Source organism: Klebsiella sp. CD33 (assembly GCF_051992865.1).
Taxonomy (GTDB): Bacteria; Pseudomonadota; Gammaproteobacteria; order Enterobacterales; family Enterobacteriaceae; genus Klebsiella; species Klebsiella pneumoniae.
On sequence record NZ_CP197023.1, the window covers coordinates 4,251,678 to 4,271,998 of the forward strand.

General features: G+C 56.0%; 15 protein-coding genes. 7 read left to right on the forward strand and 8 right to left on the reverse strand.

Annotated elements, in window-relative coordinates; all coding sequences use genetic code 11:
- Positions 1-66: 66 nt before the first annotated feature.
- On the reverse strand, positions 67-1,665 hold the full coding sequence (gene cueO, locus ACR809_RS20925; protein ID WP_108452649.1) for a multicopper oxidase CueO: 1,599 nt from the start codon (positions 1,663-1,665) through the stop codon (positions 67-69).
- Positions 1,666-1,810: 145 nt separating this feature from the next.
- Between cueO and ACR809_RS20930 the strand changes: the two genes are divergently transcribed.
- The 5 genes from ACR809_RS20930 (at position 1,811) to speD (ending at position 6,492) form a co-directional block, all read left to right on the forward strand.
- On the forward strand, positions 1,811-2,158 hold the full coding sequence (locus ACR809_RS20930; RefSeq protein WP_002888808.1) for a YacC family pilotin-like protein: 348 nt from the start codon (positions 1,811-1,813) through the stop codon (positions 2,156-2,158).
- A 247-nt stretch (positions 2,159-2,405) separates the two neighbouring features.
- Positions 2,406-2,816: a hypothetical protein gene (locus tag ACR809_RS20935; RefSeq protein ID WP_004145917.1), complete on the forward strand. Its 411-nt coding sequence runs from the start codon at positions 2,406-2,408 to the stop codon at positions 2,814-2,816.
- 437 nt (positions 2,817-3,253) lie between these two features.
- A complete protein-coding gene (locus ACR809_RS20940) occupies positions 3,254-4,663 on the forward strand; it encodes an FKBP-type peptidyl-prolyl cis-trans isomerase (RefSeq protein WP_227542367.1) in 1,410 nt (469 codons plus the stop codon).
- Positions 4,664-4,812: 149 nt separating this feature from the next.
- Positions 4,813-5,673: a polyamine aminopropyltransferase gene (speE, locus tag ACR809_RS20945; protein ID WP_002888741.1), complete on the forward strand. Its 861-nt coding sequence runs from the start codon at positions 4,813-4,815 to the stop codon at positions 5,671-5,673.
- Between the two features lie 24 nt (positions 5,674-5,697).
- Positions 5,698-6,492 carry an adenosylmethionine decarboxylase gene (speD, locus tag ACR809_RS20950; RefSeq protein ID WP_002888739.1) on the forward strand — a complete coding sequence of 265 codons (795 nt, stop codon included), beginning with the start codon at positions 5,698-5,700 and terminating at the stop codon, positions 6,490-6,492.
- Positions 6,493-6,647: 155 nt separating this feature from the next.
- Here the strand turns inward: speD and yacL are convergent, their stop codons facing one another.
- Both yacL and acnB read right to left on the reverse strand, forming a co-directional pair.
- Positions 6,648-7,010 (reverse strand): protein YacL, encoded by a 363-nt coding sequence (gene yacL / locus ACR809_RS20955; RefSeq protein ID WP_016531441.1) that lies wholly within the window; start codon positions 7,008-7,010, stop codon positions 6,648-6,650.
- Between the two features lie 186 nt (positions 7,011-7,196).
- Complete coding sequence (gene acnB, locus ACR809_RS20960; RefSeq protein WP_002888735.1) at positions 7,197-9,794, reverse strand: bifunctional aconitate hydratase 2/2-methylisocitrate dehydratase; 2,598 nt, start codon at positions 9,792-9,794, stop codon at positions 7,197-7,199.
- A gap of 431 nt (positions 9,795-10,225) precedes the next feature.
- Here acnB and ACR809_RS20965 point away from each other — a divergent pair, with 431 nt between their 5' ends.
- Positions 10,226-11,833 carry a DUF3300 domain-containing protein gene (locus tag ACR809_RS20965; RefSeq protein WP_020805132.1) on the forward strand — a complete coding sequence of 536 codons (1,608 nt, stop codon included), beginning with the start codon at positions 10,226-10,228 and terminating at the stop codon, positions 11,831-11,833.
- 11 nt (positions 11,834-11,844) lie between these two features.
- The gene (locus tag ACR809_RS20970; protein ID WP_023284687.1) at positions 11,845-12,651 is read left to right on the forward strand and encodes a DUF2950 family protein; all 807 of its coding nucleotides are present in this window, start codon (positions 11,845-11,847) and stop codon (positions 12,649-12,651) included.
- A gap of 45 nt (positions 12,652-12,696) precedes the next feature.
- Here ACR809_RS20970 and ACR809_RS20975 read toward each other — a convergent pair whose 3' ends face one another.
- The 5 genes from ACR809_RS20975 to pdhR all read right to left on the reverse strand — a co-directional run bounded on the left by ACR809_RS20975 (position 12,697) and on the right by pdhR (position 20,269).
- Positions 12,697-12,981, reverse strand: coding sequence for a hypothetical protein (locus ACR809_RS20975; protein ID WP_004177403.1), 285 nt, complete (start codon positions 12,979-12,981; stop codon positions 12,697-12,699).
- Positions 12,982-13,145: 164 nt separating this feature from the next.
- Complete coding sequence (lpdA, locus tag ACR809_RS20980) at positions 13,146-14,570, reverse strand: dihydrolipoyl dehydrogenase (protein ID WP_002888731.1); 1,425 nt, start codon at positions 14,568-14,570, stop codon at positions 13,146-13,148.
- Between the two features lie 206 nt (positions 14,571-14,776).
- Positions 14,777-16,675 (reverse strand): pyruvate dehydrogenase complex dihydrolipoyllysine-residue acetyltransferase, encoded by a 1,899-nt coding sequence (aceF, locus tag ACR809_RS20985; protein ID WP_004147092.1) that lies wholly within the window; start codon positions 16,673-16,675, stop codon positions 14,777-14,779.
- 14 nt (positions 16,676-16,689) lie between these two features.
- Positions 16,690-19,353 (reverse strand): pyruvate dehydrogenase (acetyl-transferring), homodimeric type, encoded by a 2,664-nt coding sequence (gene aceE, locus ACR809_RS20990; protein WP_002888700.1) that lies wholly within the window; start codon positions 19,351-19,353, stop codon positions 16,690-16,692.
- A 136-nt stretch (positions 19,354-19,489) separates the two neighbouring features.
- Positions 19,490-20,269, reverse strand: coding sequence for a pyruvate dehydrogenase complex transcriptional repressor PdhR (gene pdhR / locus ACR809_RS20995; RefSeq protein WP_002888699.1), 780 nt, complete (start codon positions 20,267-20,269; stop codon positions 19,490-19,492).
- Positions 20,270-20,321 lie beyond the last annotated feature (52 nt).

A 20,321-nucleotide genomic window follows, 5' to 3' on the forward strand; every position in this document is an offset into this window, starting at 1 on the left:
AAAGTTGCCGTTTTTTTTGGTGTTCCGTCCTTCTTCCCGTAGGGGATGGCAGCAGGTCGCAGAGACTTAAACCGTGAACCCCAACATCATCCCGGTGTCTTCATGTTCCAGCAGGTGGCAGTGGGCCATATAGGCAAACTCCTTCGGCGCCGGATGATCAAACTTCACTAATACTTCACTCACGTCCCCTTCCACACGAACGGTGTCTTTCCAGCCGCGACGATGCGCCGCTGGCGGCTTGCCGTTTTCGCAGAGGATACGGAACTGGGTGCCGTGGATATGGAACGGATGCAACATCATGTCGCCTTTACCTGAAATCACCCAGCGCTCATACTGGCCTCTGGCGGCGGCAAACATCGGCTCATTCATGTCGAAGGCTTTGCCGTTGATGCGGTTGGCGTTATGGAAATCAAAGCCCTTGCCTGACGACATGCCATGCTCCATGCCGGATCCGTGGTTCATGCTCATGTCGCCGTGATGCATATTCCCCATGTCGCTCATGTCGCCATGCCCCATCATGCCGTGATCCATTCCGGCCATCGCCTGGTCGCCATACTTCTCCATCAGCGCCTGCATGCCCATCCGGTCGAGCATCGGATCCATCGACAGCTGGAGCTGACGCTGCGTCAGCCCCGTCAGGGACGGTAACGCCGGGAGAGCGGCCAGAGTATCCAGCAGCTTGCCGGAGGCGGGAATGACCAGCGGCTGGACGCGCAGTACCGGCTGTGGTTTATCAAAAGGCGCAATCGCCATGCCCATCTGGCTCACCGGCAGGGTCACCAGATCGAAAGGTTTACCGTCGCTGGTGTCCACCAGCACCTCAAAGCGTTCCCCCATCAAGACCGGCAATTCATCGACCTTGACCGGCTCGGCCAACAGACCGCCATCGCTGGCCACTACGTACAGCGGGCGCTTATCGCTGGTGGCAAAATTGAGGGAACGGGCATTACAGCCGTTCAGCAAGCGCAGGCGCAGCCAGCCGCGCGGCGCGGCATGTTCGGGATAGAGGGCCCCATTGGTCAGTAGCGTATCGCCAAACCAGCCGACGGCGGCGCTCATCACATCCAGCTGATAGTCGATCTCGCCGGCGGCGGTGAACTTCTTATCCTGGACGATCACCGGCACATCATCGATTCCCCACTGCTTAGGCAGCAGCAGGCGCCCGCTCTCTTCATCCTCGATCAGCACCAGGCCGGCCAGCCCCATCGCCACCTGCCGGCCGGTGCTCCCATGCTGATGCGGATGAAACCAGCAGGTCGCCGCCCGCTGCGTTGGCGTGAAGCTTACCGTGCGGGTGGCGCCCGGCGCGATAACCCCCTGTGGCCCCCCGTCGACCTCGCCCGGTACCTCCAGACCATGCCAGTGCAGCGTGGTCTCTTCCGCCAGCTGGTTAGTAATATCCACCGTGACGGTCTTCCCCTGCGTGAGCTGCAGCGCAGGGCCCAGCAGCGACCCGTTGTAGCCCCAGGTAGTGGCATTCAGGGCGCCAAACCGCGTTTTGCCCGCCTGGATCCTGAGCGCGATGCGGTTGCGCGCATCGGCGGCTAACAGCGACGGTATCGGCAGAGCCGGGCGACTGGCGGCAAAGACCGCCCGGCTCCATAACGGCAATGCGCTGGCCATGCCGACCGCGGCGGTCAGTTTGAGGAAGTCTCTACGTTGCATATTCACATCCTTTTATTCTGCGGGCGAATATTTGAGCTTAAACCCTACCGTAACGGGAAGGTCAAGCAGAAGAGTAAGAATAAAGATCGGCGCTGTGTAAAGAAGTATGCTAATTTGAAGCGTCGGTGATCTAATGGTAGAAAAAATGAAGACGCTTTTCAGAACAATGGTACTCGGCAGCCTGCTTGCTCTCTCCGCCAACAGCTACGCGCTCAGCGAATCCGAAGCGGAAGATATGGCTGATTTAACCGCGGTTTTTGTGTTTCTGAAAAACGACTGTGGCTACCAGAACCTGCCCAACACGCAGATCCGTCGCGCGCTGGTGTTCTTTGCCCAACAGAACCAGTGGGACCTGAGCAACTATGACAGCTACAACATGAAAGCGCTTGGCGAAGACAGCTATCGCGATCTTAGCGGCATTAACATTCCGACGGCGAAAAAATGTAAAGCGCTGGCCCGCGATTCGCTCAGCCTGCTGGCTTACGTTAAATAATTCCCTGCGCGGGCGGCAACGCTCCGCGCCTTTAGCATTTCAACTTCCCCCTTTAAATATTTATATTTATTATTGTATATAAACAAACCTTATTTAATTGCGAACCTATCAATTTGCCAAATAAAGTAAACCCATAATAATGAAGAATGACTAAAAAACTAATAAAATATCATTATTCATATATTGCAAAATAAAAAGCACCCTTCTAGAATCCGGTAAAAATATACCTACTTCATGGACTGAAATTGTGAATATCTCGCTGACTCTTCGTGTTATCCCACTCGCCGCGCTGTTAGTAGCCGGCTGTAGCAATACCTCTTCCCGCCAGCCGGTTAAACCGATCGCCACGCCGCTGACGTCACAGCAGCAGGCAGAGCAGGAGCGGGCGGCCAGCGAACAAGCGCGCATTGAATCCTGTCGCCAGGCGCTGGATTCGCTAAAAGAGGTTAACCCACAGCAAGCCACTAAACTCAGCAATGACTTTAACGCTTTAGTGCGCGCGGCGTCACAATACAATAGCGTGCGCGAGAAAGTGGCGGATCCTACCCGGCTTGGCATTGACTCCATGTATCAGTTTAAATCCATCAAACTGTGCGCCGATATCCAGAAAACGCTGATCGATAGCCTGGTACAGCGTGGTGAAAGCAAACAGCCATGAACAGAGCCGCCACGCTGACCCTCAACGCGCCCCTGCTGATGCTCGTCGCTGCGCTGGCGCTTTCAACCCCCTTCACCGCCGGCGCCGCGCCGGCCTTTCTTGATTACGCCCAACAGCAAACCCAGCAATCTCAGGCGCAAGAAAAAAACGATGCCGCAAGCGCAAAACAAACACAAGAAAGCCGCCAGAGCGCAGATAATAAAAAAACCGGTACCAACACCTCACAATTACAAAAAAGAATCACCAGCCAGCAGGCGGCGATTGCACAAAAAGATAAGCTTATACAGCAATTAAAAAAACAGCTTGCCGCTACGCCGCAAACGGATACTGCCGGAGCGAATGAGCAAGCGGCGTTGAATAAGAGAATTAATGAATTACAGGTCGCCTTAAGCGCCGCTACTGCAGAAAAAGAGGCATTAATAAAAAAAGCAGGCGTTGTGCAGAATAATAATCTACAGCAAAGCCAGGCCGCGGCGCGTCAGCAGATCCAGCAATTAACGACGCAGATTCAGCAAGCCGAAGCTGAAAATAAACGCCTCAGCGCCAGCTTTACCACGCTTAATAAAGATAAACACGCGCTAATGACCCAACTGGCCGCAACGGAAAAAGAGAAACATGCCGCTCTTGAGCAGGTCAAAGCGCTTAACGCTGACAAACAGCCGCTGACGACCCGGCTGGCCGCCGCGGAAAAAGAGAAACAGGCCGTCCTCGAGCAGGTTAAGGCCCTTAACGCCGATAAGCAGTCGCTGACTATTCGCCTCGCCGCTGCGGAGAAGGCGCAGCAGGCCGCTCTTGACCAGCTTAACGCTGACAAACAGCCGCTGGCTACCCGGCTGGCCGCCGCGGAAAAAGAGAAACAGGCCGTCCTCGAGCAGGTTAAGGCCCTTAACGCCGATAAGCAGTCGCTGACTATTCGCCTCGCCGCTGCGGAAAAGACGCAGCAGGCTGCCCTCGATCAGGTCAAAGCCCTTAACGCCGATAAACAATCACTGTCCACCCGGCTGGCCGCCGCGGATAAAGCGCCGCATGGCCCCGCTAACGACGCCGCTGCGCCAAAAAATGAGCAACCAGAGATGGCGGCCATAGTGGCAGCCTATCGCCTGCAGGCGGATAAAGACAACGCCCAGCTACGGATGAAAGAAGATGAAATCGAACTGCTGAGAACGCAGCTTTCTGTACAGTCCAAAACGCGCAGCGGCGAGAGCGCCGCTGCCAAACTCAGCGCATCGGGAGAACAGCAGGCTTATGCGATCGGCGCCTCGATGGGAAGCGAGGCGCTCAACGTCCTTACCACCCGTCGCACTCAGGGAGTTACCGTCGACGCAGGCCTGGTGTTGCAGGGCATCGAAGATGCCTTTCGCGGCCAGCTTCGTCTCGGAGAGCAGGAACGTAACAAAGCGCTGTTTGATGTGTCGCAGCAGGTTTATCAGAACCTGAATAAAATAGAGCAGAAAAACATCAGTGCCGGCAAGAAATATCAGCAGGCGTTTGCGCGCAAAAAAGATGTGGTCTTTAAAGAGGGCGTCTACAGCCGCGTCGATTACCTGGGTAAAGGAAAAATAAGCGGTAATGACCTGGTTACCGTGGTGATCAAAGAGATGCTGACGGACGGGACGGTGATCAACGATATGGAAGCGAAAGATCAGGCGCTTACGCAAAAGCTGGATGCCTATCCCCCGGTGTTTCGCGAACCGCTGAAGCGTCTACAGAACCACGGCTCCGTGACGCTCGTCGTCCCGCCTGAAAAGGCCTATGGCAGTAAAGGATTACCGCCAAAAATCCCGCCAGGCGCCACCATGGTTTATTCCGTGCGGATAGTAGATAGCCAACCCGAGCCGGCAAAATAGCCTCATCCTCTCCACCGCCCTTCCGGGGCGGTGGCTGTTATTCCTGCCTCATTGCTGCAATAACCGCCGTGCATCCTCATCTATAGTTGTCTATGATGTTGCACTCGTTTTACGGGTGTAACAGATGTTAACGAAGGAGGAGCCTTATCGTGGCCGATAATCCACTGTGGCATGAAACGCTGCATGACCATTTTGGTCAGTATTTTAGCGTTGATAACGTGCTGTACCACGAAAAAACCGATCATCAGGATCTGATCATCTTTGATAACCGCGCTTTTGGCCGGGTGATGGCGCTGGATGGCGTCGTACAAACCACCGAACGCGACGAGTTCATCTATCACGAAATGATGACCCATGTGCCGCTGCTGGCTCACGGCAACGCGAAGCATGTGTTAATCATTGGCGGCGGCGATGGCGCGATGCTGCGCGAAGTCTCTCGTCACCGTAGCATCGAAACCATCACCATGGTGGAAATCGACGCCGGGGTAGTTTCATTCTGCCGCCAGTACCTGCCGAACCATAACGCCGGCGCCTATGACGATCCGCGCTTTACGCTGGTGATTGATGATGGCGTCAATTTTGTTAATCAGACGACGCAAACGTTTGACGTGATCATTTCGGACTGTACCGACCCTATCGGCCCGGGAGAAAGCCTGTTCACCTCGGCTTTTTATGAAGGCTGCAAACGCTGCCTGAACCCGGGTGGGATCTTTGTTGCCCAGAATGGCGTCTGCTTCCTGCAACAGGATGAAGCGGTAGGCAGCCATCGCAAGCTAAGCCACTATTTTCGCGACGTCAGCTTCTACCAGGCGGCAATTCCAACCTATTACGGCGGGATCATGACCTTTGCCTGGGCGAGCGACAATGAGGCGCTGCGCCATCTCTCCAGCGAAATCATTCAGGCGCGCTTTCACAAAGCCAACCTGACCTGCCGTTACTACAATCCGGCAATCCATACGGCGGCCTTCGCCTTACCACAATATCTGCATGATGCTCTGTCCGCACCGTGACGCGAAATAAGGGGGTGAACTAAATTGAAAAAATTGAAGCTGCACGGCTTTAACAACCTGACCAAAAGCCTGAGTTTTTGTATCTACGATATCTGTTACGCCAAAACGGCAGAAGAGCGCGACGGCTACATCGCCTATATCGACGAACTCTATAATGCCAATCGCCTGACGGAGATCCTGACAGAAACCTGTTCTATTATTGGCGCCAATATCCTGAATATCGCCCGTCAGGATTATGAACCCCAGGGCGCCAGCGTGACCATTCTGGTCAGCGAAGAGCCTGTCGATCCCAAGCTGATTGACCAGACCGAACATCCTGGCCCGCTACCGGAAACCGTGGTCGCCCATCTCGATAAGAGCCATATCTGCGTGCATACCTACCCGGAGAGCCATCCGGAGGGCGGCCTGTGCACCTTCCGCGCCGATATCGAAGTTTCAACGTGCGGCGTCATTTCCCCGCTTAAAGCGCTGAACTATCTGATTCACCAGCTGGAATCGGACATTGTGACCATTGACTACCGTGTGCGCGGCTTTACCCGCGATATCAATGGGATGAAGCATTTTATCGATCATGAAATCAATTCGATTCAGAACTTTATGTCCGACGATATGAAGTCGTTGTATGACATGGTCGACGTCAACGTTTATCAGGAAAATATCTTCCATACCAAAATGTTGCTCAAGGAGTTCGACCTTAAGCACTATATGTTCCATACCCGACCGGAAGAGTTGACTGCCGAAGAGCGCAAGGTCATTACCGACCTGCTATGGAAAGAGATGCGCGAGATTTACTACGGCCGCAATATTCCTGCCGTGTAATCTATGAAATGCCCGGCGGCGCTTTTGCTTGCCGGGCCTGTAGTTCTGCGCCGCCTGGTAGACCGGGTCAGGCGCTAGCCGCTCCCGGGATTTCCCCTGCTCACGCTACACTTTGCAGGGCTACGGTTCTGCGCCACCCGACATAAAAGGCGTCATTAACGCTGCTGCATAAACTCACGATAGGCGGCGACCACCTGCAGGAAATCCTCAACACCGCACAGAGAGAGACTTTCTTCGTCGTAGTAGCTCATCCCCTCCTCGATTTCGTCGCCGGAAAACTCCAGCTGATTGGCGCGGATCATCACCTCTTCGCCATCCAGCCACAGCGTATATTCATGCCCGGCACGCTGCCAGGAACGCTCGCTGCCCTTCACGGTGCGCGCAGCCTGCTCCACTTCGTCCAGCAGAGTAAGATTGCCTTTCACCTCCTCGTTGAACCAGTGGCCGATCGCCTCGTGATCCATCGACATTCGCACCTTTACCACTCCGGTAATATCGCGCAGAAATTCGTAATCCATAGTCTTTTCCTCTGCAAGGGCAATGCGTCACCGCTGCACTGTACCCATGCAGTAATTATCGCAGCAGACAGAAAGAAAAAAAGCGTAGCGGGCGGGAGGTTTGGAAATAAAAATGCCCGCTGATGCAATGTTCACCGGGCATTGGAGAGTTTATCGCCAAACGGTCAGCCGGGCTGACCGAATGGTTTACACCGCGGTCTGGAAGATCACGCCGTCAGCTTTTTCAGTGTACTGATCCAGCTGGTTGAAGTTCAGATAACGGTAGGTATCTTCCGCCGTCTTATCCACCTGCGCCACGAAGGTCTGGTACTCTTCCGGCGTCGGCAGTTTGCCGAGCAGCGAAGCCACCGCTGCCAGTTCGGCAGAGGCCAGATAGACGTTAGCGCCGGTACCTAAACGGTTCGGGAAGTTACGGGTAGAGGTGGAAACCACCGTCGCGCCGTCGGCCACGCGCGCCTGGTTACCCATACACAGGGAACAGCCAGGGATTTCGATACGCGCCCCGCTCTTACCAAACACGCTATAGTAGCCTTCTTCGGTCAGCTGCGCGGCATCCATACGGGTTGGCGGCGCCACCCACAGGCGAGTCGGCAGTTGGCCTTTGTGGCTGTCCAGCAGCTTACCGGCGGCACGGAAGTGGCCGATGTTGGTCATGCAGGAGCCGATGAACACTTCGTCGATCTTCTCGCCCTGCACATCAGACAGCAGGCGGGCATCGTCCGGATCGTTCGGCGCGCACAGAATCGGCTCTTTAATATCCGCCAGATCGATGTCGATCACTGCCGCGTATTCCGCGTCAGCATCGGCTTCCAGCAGCTGCGGATCCGCCAGCCATTTTTCCATGCCCTGGATACGACGCTCCAGGGTACGGCGGTCGCCGTAGCCTTCGGCGATCATCCACTTCAGCAGAACGATGTTGGAGTTCAGATACTCAACGATCGGCTCTTTATTCAGCTTGATGGTGCAGCCGGCGGCAGAACGCTCCGCCGAGGCATCGGTCAACTCGAACGCCTGCTCGACTTTCAGATCCGGCAGACCTTCGATCTCGAGGATGCGACCAGAGAAGATGTTTTTCTTACCTTTCTTCTCCACGGTCAGCAGGCCCTGCTTGATGGCGTACAGCGGGATGGCGTGGACCAGGTCACGCAGGGTGATCCCCGGCTGCATTTTACCTTTGAAACGCACCAGCACCGATTCCGGCATATCCAGCGGCATCACGCCGGTCGCGGCGGCGAAGGCCACCAGACCAGAGCCCGCCGGGAAGGAGATGCCGATTGGGAAACGGGTGTGGGAGTCACCGCCGGTACCCACGGTATCCGGCAGCAGCATGCGGTTCAGCCAGGAGTGAATCACGCCATCGCCCGGACGCAGAGAAACACCGCCGCGGTTCATGATGAAGTCCGGCAGAGTGTGGTGCGTGGTAACGTCAACCGGCTTCGGGTAGGCCGCGGTGTGGCAGAAGGACTGCATCACCAGGTCTGCAGAGAAGCCCAGGCACGCCAGGTCTTTCAGCTCATCACGGGTCATTGGACCGGTGGTGTCCTGAGAACCGACGGAGGTCATTTTCGGTTCGCAATAAGCGCCCGGACGGATACCGGCAACGCCGCAGGCGCGGCCAACCATTTTCTGCGCCAGCGAGAAGCCGCGGGTGCTTTCCGCCACGTCTTTCGCCTGACGGAAGACATCGCTGTGCGGCAGGCCCAGCGCTTCACGCGCTTTGGTGGTCAGACCGCGACCGATGATCAGCGGAATACGGCCGCCGGCGCGCACTTCGTCGATCAGCACATCGGTTTTCAGCTCGAAGCTGGCCAGCAGTTCGTTGGTCTCGTGGTTACGCACTTCGCCTTTGAACGGGTAAACGTCGATTACGTCGCCCATGTTCAGGTTAGACACATCAACTTCGATAGGCAGCGCGCCCGCATCTTCCATGGTGTTGAAGAAAATTGGCGCGATTTTACCGCCCAGACACAGGCCGCCGCCGCGCTTGTTCGGCACGTTCGGGATATCGTCGCCCATAAACCACAGCACCGAGTTGGTGGCGGATTTACGTGAAGAACCGGTCCCGACCACGTCGCCGACGTAGGCCAGCGGGTAGCCTTTCTGCTGCAGGGCTTCGATCTGTTTGATTGGGCCAACCACGCCCGGCTGATCCGGCTCAATGCCTTCGCGGGGGTTTTTGAGCATTGCCAGCGCATGCAGCGGGATGTCTGGGCGCGACCACGCATCCGGCGCCGGAGAGAGATCATCGGTGTTCGTTTCGCCGGTGACCTTGAAGACGGTAACAGTGATTTTCTCTGCCAGCTGCGGACGGTTCAGGAACCATTCGGCGTCAGCCCAGGATTGCATAACCTGTTTAGCATGCTCGTTACCCGCTTTAGCTTTCTCTTCCACGTCGTAGAAGTTATCGAACATCAGCAGGGTATGGGAGAGCGCTTTCGCGGCAATCGGCGCCAGTTTCGCGTCGTCCAGCGCATCGATCAGCGGATGGATATTGTAACCGCCCTGCATGGTGCCCAGCAGTTCAACGGCTTTTTCAGGGGTAACCAGGGGGGAGGTCGCTTCGCCTTTGGCGATCGCGGCAAGGAATCCAGCTTTAACATAGGCGGCTTCGTCGACGCCCGGCGGTACACGGTTAATCAGCAGGTCTAACAGGAATTCTTCTTCGCCCGCAGGCGGGTTTTTCAGCAGTTCTACCAGCGCGGCCATTTGGGTTGCATCTAAGGGTTTGGCAACAATCCCCATGGCGGCACGCTCAGCTACGTGCTTACGGTATTCTTCTAGCACGACGGTTCTCCTCGCTCTCATTGTCATAATGCGGCCTACACGTCTTCAATCAATCTGCCTCTGTCCTGGCTTAGCTTGCCGCGTGACGCATCTTGAAGGATTTAGTGGCTGGGCGATTTTCTTCACGCTCCTGTGAGACAGCAGTTTGTAGGGTAAATGCCCGATACCGCGTCGGCAGCATAGCAGGATTTTTGAAAGGTGTTAATCTGTTTACAAAAAAGCAACATTAAAATTTAGCTGAATCGTTAAGGGCAGGATATTGCAGGCTTTCTGTTCAAATCCCACGACAAAAATTCCTTTCCGCGTACAACGCCACGGGCCGATCCCAACAATAATCAATAAAAAGCCATACCGCTTACTTATACTCAGCAAACGCGCCGTTTTCGCAGATACTTTAGCGAGATGGGTTACTTTTTGGGTCAGGAGTTTCCATGTCACTGCCGTTCAAACCCCATATTATCGCCCTGCTCTGTAGCGCTGGCTTACTCGCGGCGGCAGGAACACTCTATGTGCAAAGCCGAACCCCAGCGACGATCGCTGAACCGCCTGCGCAGCAAGCGCCAGCGCCCGCAGCGTCGACGACACAGCCGGTGGCCGCCACTTACACCCAGGCGCAAATTGATCAGTGGGTCGCCCCTATCGCGCTCTACCCGGACAGCCTGCTGTCGCAGGTGTTGATGGCCTCCACTTATCCCGACAACGTCCTGCAGGCGGTCCAGTGGTCCCAGGATAACCCCGCGATGAAAGGGGATGCGGCCGTGCAGGCGGTTGCCAGCCAGCCGTGGGACCCTAGCGTCAAATCTCTTGTCGCTTTCCCTGCCCTGCTGGCGATGATGGGCGAGAATCCGCCCTGGGTGGAAAATCTTGGCAATGCGTTTTTGGCCCAGCCGCATGATGTGATGGATTCAGTGCAGCGCCTGCGCGCCATTGCCCAACAGACCGGGACGCTGAAATCCACACCGCAGCAGAAAGTGATTGTCACCCCTGCCGCACCGGTTTCAGCCAGCAGCAGCACGGCAGCAACCGCAACCGCCCACACAGCGGCGCCTGCGCCCACGCAGGTCATTAAAATAGAGCCGACCAATCCACAGGTGGTCTATGTTCCCAGCTATAACCCCTCCACCGTCTATGGTACCTGGCCGAACAGCGCCTATCCGCCGGTCTATCTGCCGCCCCCTCCCGGGGAGCAGTTTACCGATAGCTTCGTCAAAGGCTTCGGGTACAGCCTCGGCGTGGCCACCACCTGGGCGCTGTTCAGCAGTATCGACTGGGATGATGATGACCATCACCATCACGATGACGACTACCACCACGGCGATTACTCGCATAATGGCGATAACATCAATATTAATGTAAATAATTTCAATCACATAACAGGAGAAAACCTGCCGGGAAACCACGTTAACTGGCAGCACAATCCTGCCTATCGCGGACACACACCGTATCCCGATAATACGGTAGCTCAGCGCTTCCATCAGACCAACGTTTCCGGCGGACTGAGCGCGACCCAACATGCGCCAGTCGATCGCGAAGCGCAGCGCCAGGCAGCGATGACCCAGCTGCAGCATAACGTACCGACGGCCACAGCGGGCAATCTGGCGGCAAACAACGCCTCACGCGACGCCCAGCGTCAGGCGGCCTCGGCGCAGCTGAAGCAAGCCACCCAACGCAGTAATTACCGCGGTTACGACAGCACGCCGACCCAACAGCAGCGTCGCGAGGCGGCAAAAACGCAGCTGAAAACCCCCACGCCGCAGCAACAGCAGCGTCGAGAAGCCGCCAGGAGCCACGAGCAGAACCGCACACCTCAGCAGCAGCAGCGCCGGCAGCAGTTCCAGTCCGCCACGCCAGCCCAGCGTCAGCAGACGCTCAGCCATCTGCGCGCCAACGCCCTTAGCGGCAACGAAAGCCGCGCCCCCTCCTGGCAAGCGCAGCAGGAACGAGGACTGCAGAGCCGCCAGTTATCCGGCGTAAACCGCGAGTTACGCGAGGGCGCCAGAGAACGTCTTTCCGAACACCATGAACTGCGTCGCCGCTAAGGATGAGCAGAATGAGAAACCCATTATCCGTTGCCCTGTTTACGTTAATGCTGTCGCCGCTTGCCGCCTTCGCCCAACAGCAGTTTGCCACGCCGGAACAGGCCGCAACTGCGCTGGCCGAAGCGATCAGCCAGCCTAATGAAGCCGCGCTGAGCGAAGTACTCGGCGATAACTGGCAGCAGTTTTTACCCACGGACGGGATCGACCCTGCCGCCGTCGATCGCTTTCAACGCGACTGGCAGGTGAAACATGTCATCATCCAGCAGGGTGACAAAGCCTGGCTCGATGTCGGTAGCGAGGCATGGCGTCTGCCCGTGCCTATCGTAAAAACGTCTGAGGGATGGCGCTTTGATATGGCCGCTGGCGAAGAGGAGATCCTCACCCGCGCCATCGGCCGCAATGAGCTGTCGGCGATCGCCGCCATGCATGCCTATGTTGATGCCCAGCAGGATTATTATCATCTGAACCACCGCTGGGCGCAGAAAATCATCAGTAGCGAAGGCAAAAAAGATGGCTTGTACTGGCCAACTTCGCCGGGCGAAGCGCCAAGCCCGCTCGGTCCGGCCTTTAGCCCGACGGTACCCGGTAGCGGCTACCATGGCTATCGCTTTCGAATTATCGCCGGTCGCGATGACCAGAGCGTCGCCTTGCTGGCCTGGCCGATAGCCTGGGGTGAAACCGGCGTGATGAGCTTTATGATCGATCAACAGGATAGGGTCTATCAGGCCAATCTCGGTGAAGAGAGCGCCGCAAAGGCACAGGAGATAACGCGCTTTACCCCCGACGCTGACGCCGGCTGGCAGGTGGCAGAACCTTAAAAAAAACGCCCGGTTGCACTCACGCAACCGGGCGTTTTCATTCACTTAGCCCTGGTGAGGCATCAGAGAAGGATCGCCGGCAAAGGCTGGTTTTGTGCTGGATAATGCCGCTTCGTCAGCGCTGATGCTACCGGAATTCGCCGCCCATACCCCTTCATTGGTCTTCGTCACCTGCTGATGCTGGGCATTCAGATCCTGGCCCATCGCCGCAATGTGGGTCGTTTCCGTACCGCCGCTGTTGTCCGCCCAGGGAATGTTGGCGTCAGCGGCGTAAGCCACACCGGTAAAAAACGTTGCAGCGACCAGCGCTGTGGTTAAAAAGCGTTTCATCTCACACCTCATCGATATCGTTAACTGCCTATAAGTTTACTGAGTGACTATTTTCAAAGTATGTATGAGGTGTAGCGGTTTATGAACAGTGACATAGTTCTAAACATCAGGCATAAAAAAAGCGGCTCCCGGAGCCGCTTATGCTTTTTTCCTGAAAGAAAAAGTTACTTTTTCTTCGCTTTGGCGTTTGGCAGGTCGGTGATGCTGCCTTCGAACACTTCCGCCGCCAGGCCAACGGACTCGTGCAGAGTCGGGTGAGCGTGGATGGTCAGGGCGATGTCTTCAGCGTCACAGCCCATCTCGATAGCCAGGCCGATCTCACCCAGCAGCTCACCGCCGTTGGTGCCGACAATCGCGCCGCCGATAACACGGTGGGTCTCTTTGTCGAAGATCAGTTTGGTCATACCATCTGCGCAGTCAGAAGCGATAGCACGGCCGGAAGCAGCCCACGGGAAGGTGGCGGTTTCGTAGCTGATGCCTTTCTCTTTCGCTTCTTTCTCGGTCAGACCGACCCATGCCACTTCTGGTTCAGTGTAGGCGATGGATGGGATCACTTTCGGATCGAAGTAGTGTTTCAGACCGGAGATAACTTCTGCGGCAACGTGGCCTTCATGGACACCTTTGTGCGCCAGCATCGGCTGGCCGACGATATCGCCGATAGCAAAGATGTGCGGCACGTTGGTGCGCATTTGTTTGTCAACGCGGATGAAGCCGCGATCGTCAACTTCCACGCCAGCTTTACCTGCATCGAGGTTTTTACCATTCGGTACGCGGCCGATAGCGACCAGCACTGCGTCGTAACGCTGCGCTTCCGCCGGTGCTTTTTTACCTTCCATGGAAACGTAAATACCGTCTTCTTTCGCTTCAACGGCAGTCACTTTGGTTTCCAGCATCAGGTTAAATTTCTTGCTGATGCGTTTGGTGAAGACTTTCACCACGTCTTTGTCGGCAGCCGGGATAACCTGGTCGAACATTTCCACCACGTCAATCTCTGAACCCAGCGCATGGTATACGGTACCCATTTCCAGACCGATGATACCGCCGCCCATCACCAGCATGCGTTTCGGTACAGATTTCAGTTCCAGCGCGTCGGTGGAGTCCCATACGCGCGGATCTTCATGCGGGATAAACGGCAGCTGAATCGGACGGGAACCCGCCGCGATGATGGCGTTGTCGAAGTTGATCACGGTTTTGCCGTTTTCGCCTTCCACTTCCAGGGTGTTAGCGCCGGTAAATTTACCCAGACCGTTAACCACCTTCACTTTACGACCTTTGGCCATGCCAGCCAGACCACCGGTCAGCTGAGTGATGACTTTTTCTTTCCAGGTGCGGATCTTGTCAATGTCAGTTTTCGGTTCGCCGAAAACGATGCCGTGTTCGGCCAGCGCTTTCGCTTCTTCGATAACTTTTGCCACGTGCAGCAGCGCTTTAGAAGGGATACAACCCACGTTCAGACAAACACCACCGAGGGTGCTGTAACGTTCTACGATGACGGTTTCCAGACCTAAATCAGCGCAACGGAAGGCTGCAGAGTAACCTGCGGGGCCTGCCCCAAGTACCACGACCTGAGTTTTGATTTCAGTACTCATCATGACCTCTGTAATTTATATCCGGCGGGTCTGACGCTATTATTCTTACGCCCAAGTCCACCGGGACGTTCTATCCGCGTGTATTTTACAAAATTGTTAACAATTTTTAAACAACAAACGGCAAACGATTTTGTCCTTTGTTGCTGATAATCCCCAACAGCCTGAGGTTATCAGAAAAAAGCCGGCCGTCAGGCCGGCTTTTTCGATTACATCACCAGGCGGCGAATGTCGCTCAGGGTGTTGTTAATGATGGTAATGAAGCGGGCACCATCAGCACCGTCGATGACGCGGTGGTCGAAGGACAGAGAGATTGGCAGCATCAGGCGCGGCACAAACTCTTTACCATTCCATACCGGCTCCATCGCGGACTTAGACACGCCGAGGATGGCCACTTCCGGCGCGTTAACAATCGGCGCGAAGTGGGTGGTACCCAGGCCGCCGATGCTGGAGATGGTGAAGCAACCGCCCTGCATTTCGCCAGCCGTCAGTTTGCCATCGCGCGCTTTCTTCGAGATGGTGGTCAATTCACGAGACAGCTCGGTGATGCTCTTCTTGTTCACGTCTTTGAAGACCGGAACCACCAGACCGTTCGGGGTATCCACCGCCACACCGATGTTGATGTATTTCTTCAGCGTCAGGCGCTGACCATCTTCGGAGAGCGAGCTGTTGAAGCGCGGCATCTGCTCAAGCGCAGCGGCAACCGCTTTCATGATGAAGACCACTGGAGTGAATTTCACGTCCAGTTTACGCTTCTCAGCTTCGGCATTCTGCTGCTTGCGGAACGCTTCCAGATCGGTGATATCGGTTTTGTCGAAGTGGGTAACGTGCGGGATCATCACCCAGTTACGGCTCAGGTTGGCGCCAGAGATTTTCTGGATACGACCCAGCTCCACTTCTTCGACTTCGCCAAACTTGCTGAAGTCAACCTTCGGCCACGGCAGCATGCCCGGGATACCGCCGCCAGCGGCAGCCGCCGGTGCGGATTCAGCGCGTTTAACCGCGTCTTTCACGTAGGCCTGAACGTCTTCGCGCAGGATACGACCTTTACGGCCGGTGCCTTTCACTTTCGCCAGGTTAACACCGAACTCGCGCGCCAGGCGGCGAATCAGCGGGGTCGCGTGAACGTAGGCATCGTTTTCAGCGAATTCGCTTTTACCTTCTGCTTTCGCAGCCGGCGCAGCGGCAGGCTTAGCGGCCTGAGCCGGGGCAGCAGCTGGCGCCGGGGCAGCAGCCTGAGCCGGAGCGGCGGCAGGCGCAGCGCCTTCCACTTCGAAGACCATGATCAGGGAACCGGTTTTGACTTTATCGCCGGTGCTGATTTTGATCTCTTTAACGGTACCCGCGAACGGCGCCGGAACTTCCATAGAGGCTTTGTCGCCCTCTACGGTGATCAGGGACTGTTCCGCCGCGACTTTATCGCCGACTTTAACCATCACTTCGGTGACTTCAACTTCGTCGCCGCCGATGTCCGGGACGTTAACATCTTTCACGCCTGCTGCGGCAGCCGGAGCCGCAGCAGCCGGCGCGGCAGCCTGTGCCGGAGCGGCTGCAGGCGCAGCGCCCGCCACTTCGAAGATCATAATCAGGGAGCCGGTGGAAACTTTATCGCCGGTATTGATTTTGATCTCTTTGACGGTACCGGCGAACGGCGCCGGAACTTCCATAGAGGCTTTATCGCCTTCTACGGTGATCAGGGATTGCTCAGCGGCGATGGTGTCGCCCACTTTAACCATGATCTCGGTGACTTCGACTTCATCGCCGCCGATATCCGGGACGTGAACTTCTTTCGCTGCCGCGGCAGCCGCTGGAGCAGCGGCGGCCGGAGCGGCTTCTTTCTTCTCTTCCTGCGCAGGTGCAGCGGCGGCTGCACCCTCGGCGGAATCGAAAATCATAATCAGTTTGCCAGTCTCGGTTTTGTCGCCGACGGAGACTTTAATCTCTTTCACGACGCCAGCCTGCGGAGACGGGACTTCCATAGAGGCTTTGTCGCCTTCTACGGTGATCAGCGACTGTTCAGCTTCTACTTTGTCGCCAACTTTGACCAGGATCTCGGTGATTTCAACTTCATCAGCCCCGATGTCCGGTACTTTGATTTCGATAGCCATTATTCTTTTACCTCTTACGCCAGACGCGGGTTAACTTTTTCTGCATCGATGTCGAATTTCGCGATAGCGTCAGCCACCACTTTCTTATCGATTTCACCACGTTTAGCCAGTTCGCCCAGCGCTGCTACGACCACATAGGAAGCATCGACTTCGAAGTGGTGACGCAGGTTTTCACGGCTGTCGGAACGACCGAAGCCATCGGTACCCAGTACGCGGTAATCATCAGCCGGTACGTAAGTACGAACCTGCTCAGCGAACAGTTTCATATAGTCAGTGGATGCCACTGCCGGAGCGTCGTTCATTACCTGAGCGATATACGGCACGCGCGGGGTTTCCAGCGGGTGCAGCATGTTCCAGCGTTCGCAATCCTGGCCATCACGCGCCAGTTCGGTGAAGGAGGTAACGCTATACACGTCGGAACCCACGCCGTAGTCTTTCGCCAGGATCTGCGCTGCTTCACGCACGTGACGCAGGATAGAACCGGAGCCCAGCAGCTGAACTTTACCTTTGCTACCTTCGATGGTTTCGAGTTTGTAGATACCTTTACGGATACCTTCCTCGGCGCCTTCCGGCATGGCCGGCATGTGGTAGTTTTCGTTCAGCGTAGTGATGTAGTAGTAAACGTTCTCTTGCGCTTCGCCGTACATACGGACCAGACCATCATGCATGATGACAGCCACTTCATAGGCGTACGCCGGGTCGTAAGAGATACAGTTCGGGATAGTCAGCGACTGAATGTGGCTGTGACCATCTTCGTGCTGCAGACCTTCGCCGTTCAGGGTAGTACGACCGGAAGTCCCGCCAATCAGGAAGCCGCGAGCCTGCTGATCGCCAGCCGCCCAGCACAGATCGCCGATACGCTGGAAGCCGAACATCGAGTAGTAGATGTAGAACGGGATCATCGGCAGGTTGTTGGTGCTGTAAGAGGTCGCAGCAGCCAGCCAGGATGCGCCTGCGCCCAGCTCGTTGATCCCTTCCTGCAGAATCTGGCCTTTCTCGTCTTCTTTGTAGTAAGCAACCTGCTCACGGTCCTGCGGGGTATACTGCTGGCCGTTCGGGCTGTAAATACCGATCTGACGGAACAGACCTTCCATACCGAAGGTACGCGCTTCGTCGGCGATGATCGGCACCAGACGATCTTTGATCGACTTGTTCTTCAGCATCACGTTCAGGGCGCGAACGAAAGCGATAGTGGTAGAGATTTCTTTGTTTTGCTCTTCCAGCAGCGCGCTGAAGTCGGCCAGGGTCGGCAGCTCGAGTTTCTCAGTGAACTTCGGCTGACGAGTCGGCAGATAGCCGTTCAGCTTCTGACGCTGAGCGTGCAGGTAAGTGTGCTCTTCGGAACCTTCCGGGAATGTTACGTACGGCAGTTTTTCGAGATCGGCATCCGCCACCGGCACATTGAAACGATCGCGGACGTAGCGAACACCGTCCATGTTCATTTTCTTAACCTGGTGCGCGATGTTCTTACCTTCAGCGGTATCGCCCATACCATAACCTTTAATGGTATGCGCCAGGATCACGGTCGGCTGACCTTTGGTCTCCTGCGCTTTCTTCAATGCAGCGTAGACTTTCTTCGGATCGTGACCACCGCGGTTCAGAGCCCAGATCTGCTCGTCAGTCCAGTCAGCGACCAGGGCAGCGGTTTCCGGATATTTGCCGAAGAAGTGCTCACGAACGTAAGCGCCGTCTTTGGATTTGAAGGTCTGGTAGTCGCCGTCAACGGTTTCGTTCATCAGCTGAATCAGCTTACCGCTGGTGTCTTTACGCAGCAGCTCATCCCAACGGCCGCCCCAGATAACCTTGATAACGTTCCAGCCAGCACCACCGAAGATGCCTTCCAGTTCGTTAATGATTTTGCCGTTACCGGTGACCGGGCCGTCCAGACGCTGCAGGTTGCAGTTGATGACGAAGACCAGGTTGTCCAGTTTTTCACGGGTGGCGATGGTGATAGCGCCTTTTGATTCCGGCTCATCCATCTCGCCGTCGCCCAGGAAGGCGTAAACGGTTTGTTCGGAGGTGTCTTTCAGACCGCGGTGTTCCAGATATTTCAGGAATTTGGCCTGATAGATAGCGCCCAACGGCCCCAGACCCATGGATACGGTCGGGAACTGCCAGAATTCCGGCATCAGTTTCGGGTGCGGATAAGAGGACAGACCCTTGCCGTGAACTTCCTGGCGGAAGTTGTCCATCTGCTCTTCGGTCAGACGGCCTTCCAGGAACGCACGTGCATATACGCCCGGAGAGATGTGACCCTGGAAGTACACCAGATCGCCGCCATCTTTCTCAGTGCGCGCACGGAAGAAGTGGTTGAAGCAGACTTCGTAGAAGGTCGCGGAAGACTGATAGGACGCCATGTGGCCGCCCAGTTCGAGATCTTTTTTCGACGCGCGCAGAACGGTCATGATGGCGTTCCAGCGAATCGCAGAACGAATGCGACGTTCCAGATCCAGATTGCCCGGGTATTCCGGCTCATCTTCAACGGCAATAGTGTTGACGTAGTTGCCGGCGGAAGCGCCTGCAGCAACCTTCACTCCGCCTTTACGGGCTTCAGAAAGGAGTTGGTCAATCAGATACTGAGCGCGCTCAACACCTTCTTCACGGATGACCGATTCGATCGCCTGTAGCCAGTCGCGAGTTTCGATCGGATCCACGTCATTGTGTAAACGTTCTGACATGGGGGTATTCCTTATCTATCTAATCGTTGATTAATCTGGAACCTGTCCCATTGAACTCTTCGTTCTTCACGCTGGAACAACCAAAAATTCAATAAGACAGGTTCTGCGTTTAGTTGCCGCGCTCTAAAAATGGCGCTTAAGAACCGGAGTTCTCGTCCTTTCGTTGCTGTAAACGACGCAGTGAGCGCTCTCGACGGCTCTGCTCACGACTACGATCCAGCAAAATTTCCTCAATGAACGCCAGGTGACGGTGCGACGCTTCACGCGCCTGCTCCGGCTCCCCGGCCATTATCGCCTCGAAAATGCGAGTGCGATGGTTGCTGACCAACGGGAGCATTTCCCGCCGGGCATACAGCAATTCAAAGTTCTGACGCACGTTTTGCGCCAACATCGGCTCCATACACCTTAGCAGATGAAGCAACACCACATTGTGTGCCGCCTCGGTGACGGCGATTTGATACTGGACGACGGCGCCGGACTCAGCGTCCAAATCGCCCGACTGCTGAGCGCGTTCAATAGCCTGATGCAGCTCACGGATACGGTCGCGATCCTCATCATTGCTGCGCAGCGCCGCGTAATAGGCCGCGATGCCTTCCAGCGCGTGACGGGTCTCAAGCAGATCGAATTGGGATTCAGGGTGATCGGACAGCAGCTCAACCAGCGGATCGCTGAAGCTCTGCCACAGGCGGCTCTGAACAAACGTTCCACCTCCCTGACGACGAAGCAACAAGCCCTTGGCTTCGAGGCGTTGAATCGCCTCACGCAGCGAGGGGCGGGAAACGTCGAACTGTTTAGCCAGTTCGCGTTCTGGCGGGAGTTTTTCACCGGGGCGCAAGGTCCCCTCAAGAATCAGAAACTCCAGCTGCTGCTCTATCACATCGGATAATTTTGGTTGGCGGATTTTGCTGTAGGCCATATTCCCTGTCTCTGCCATTAGCCCGGAGTCAATTGGTCTTACCAATTTAAAG

What these genes read in the sequence shown, in the direction of transcription:
- cueO (WP_108452649.1), bottom strand. Translation starts at nt 1,665, where the DNA reads ATGCAACGTAGAGACTTCCTCAAACTGACCGCCGCGGTCGGCATGGCC.
- ACR809_RS20930 (WP_002888808.1), top strand. Translation starts at nt 1,811, where the DNA reads ATGAAGACGCTTTTCAGAACAATGGTACTCGGCAGCCTGCTTGCTCTC.
- yacL (WP_016531441.1), bottom strand. Translation starts at nt 7,010, where the DNA reads ATGGATTACGAATTTCTGCGCGATATTACCGGAGTGGTAAAGGTGCGA.
- ACR809_RS20965 (WP_020805132.1), top strand. Translation starts at nt 10,226, where the DNA reads ATGTCACTGCCGTTCAAACCCCATATTATCGCCCTGCTCTGTAGCGCT.
- ACR809_RS20970 (WP_023284687.1), top strand. Translation starts at nt 11,845, where the DNA reads ATGAGAAACCCATTATCCGTTGCCCTGTTTACGTTAATGCTGTCGCCG.
- ACR809_RS20975 (WP_004177403.1), bottom strand. Translation starts at nt 12,981, where the DNA reads ATGAAACGCTTTTTAACCACAGCGCTGGTCGCTGCAACGTTTTTTACC.
- lpdA (WP_002888731.1), bottom strand. Translation starts at nt 14,570, where the DNA reads ATGAGTACTGAAATCAAAACTCAGGTCGTGGTACTTGGGGCAGGCCCC.
- aceF (WP_004147092.1), bottom strand. Translation starts at nt 16,675, where the DNA reads ATGGCTATCGAAATCAAAGTACCGGACATCGGGGCTGATGAAGTTGAA.
- aceE (WP_002888700.1), bottom strand. Translation starts at nt 19,353, where the DNA reads ATGTCAGAACGTTTACACAATGACGTGGATCCGATCGAAACTCGCGAC.
- pdhR (WP_002888699.1), bottom strand. Translation starts at nt 20,269, where the DNA reads ATGGCCTACAGCAAAATCCGCCAACCAAAATTATCCGATGTGATAGAG.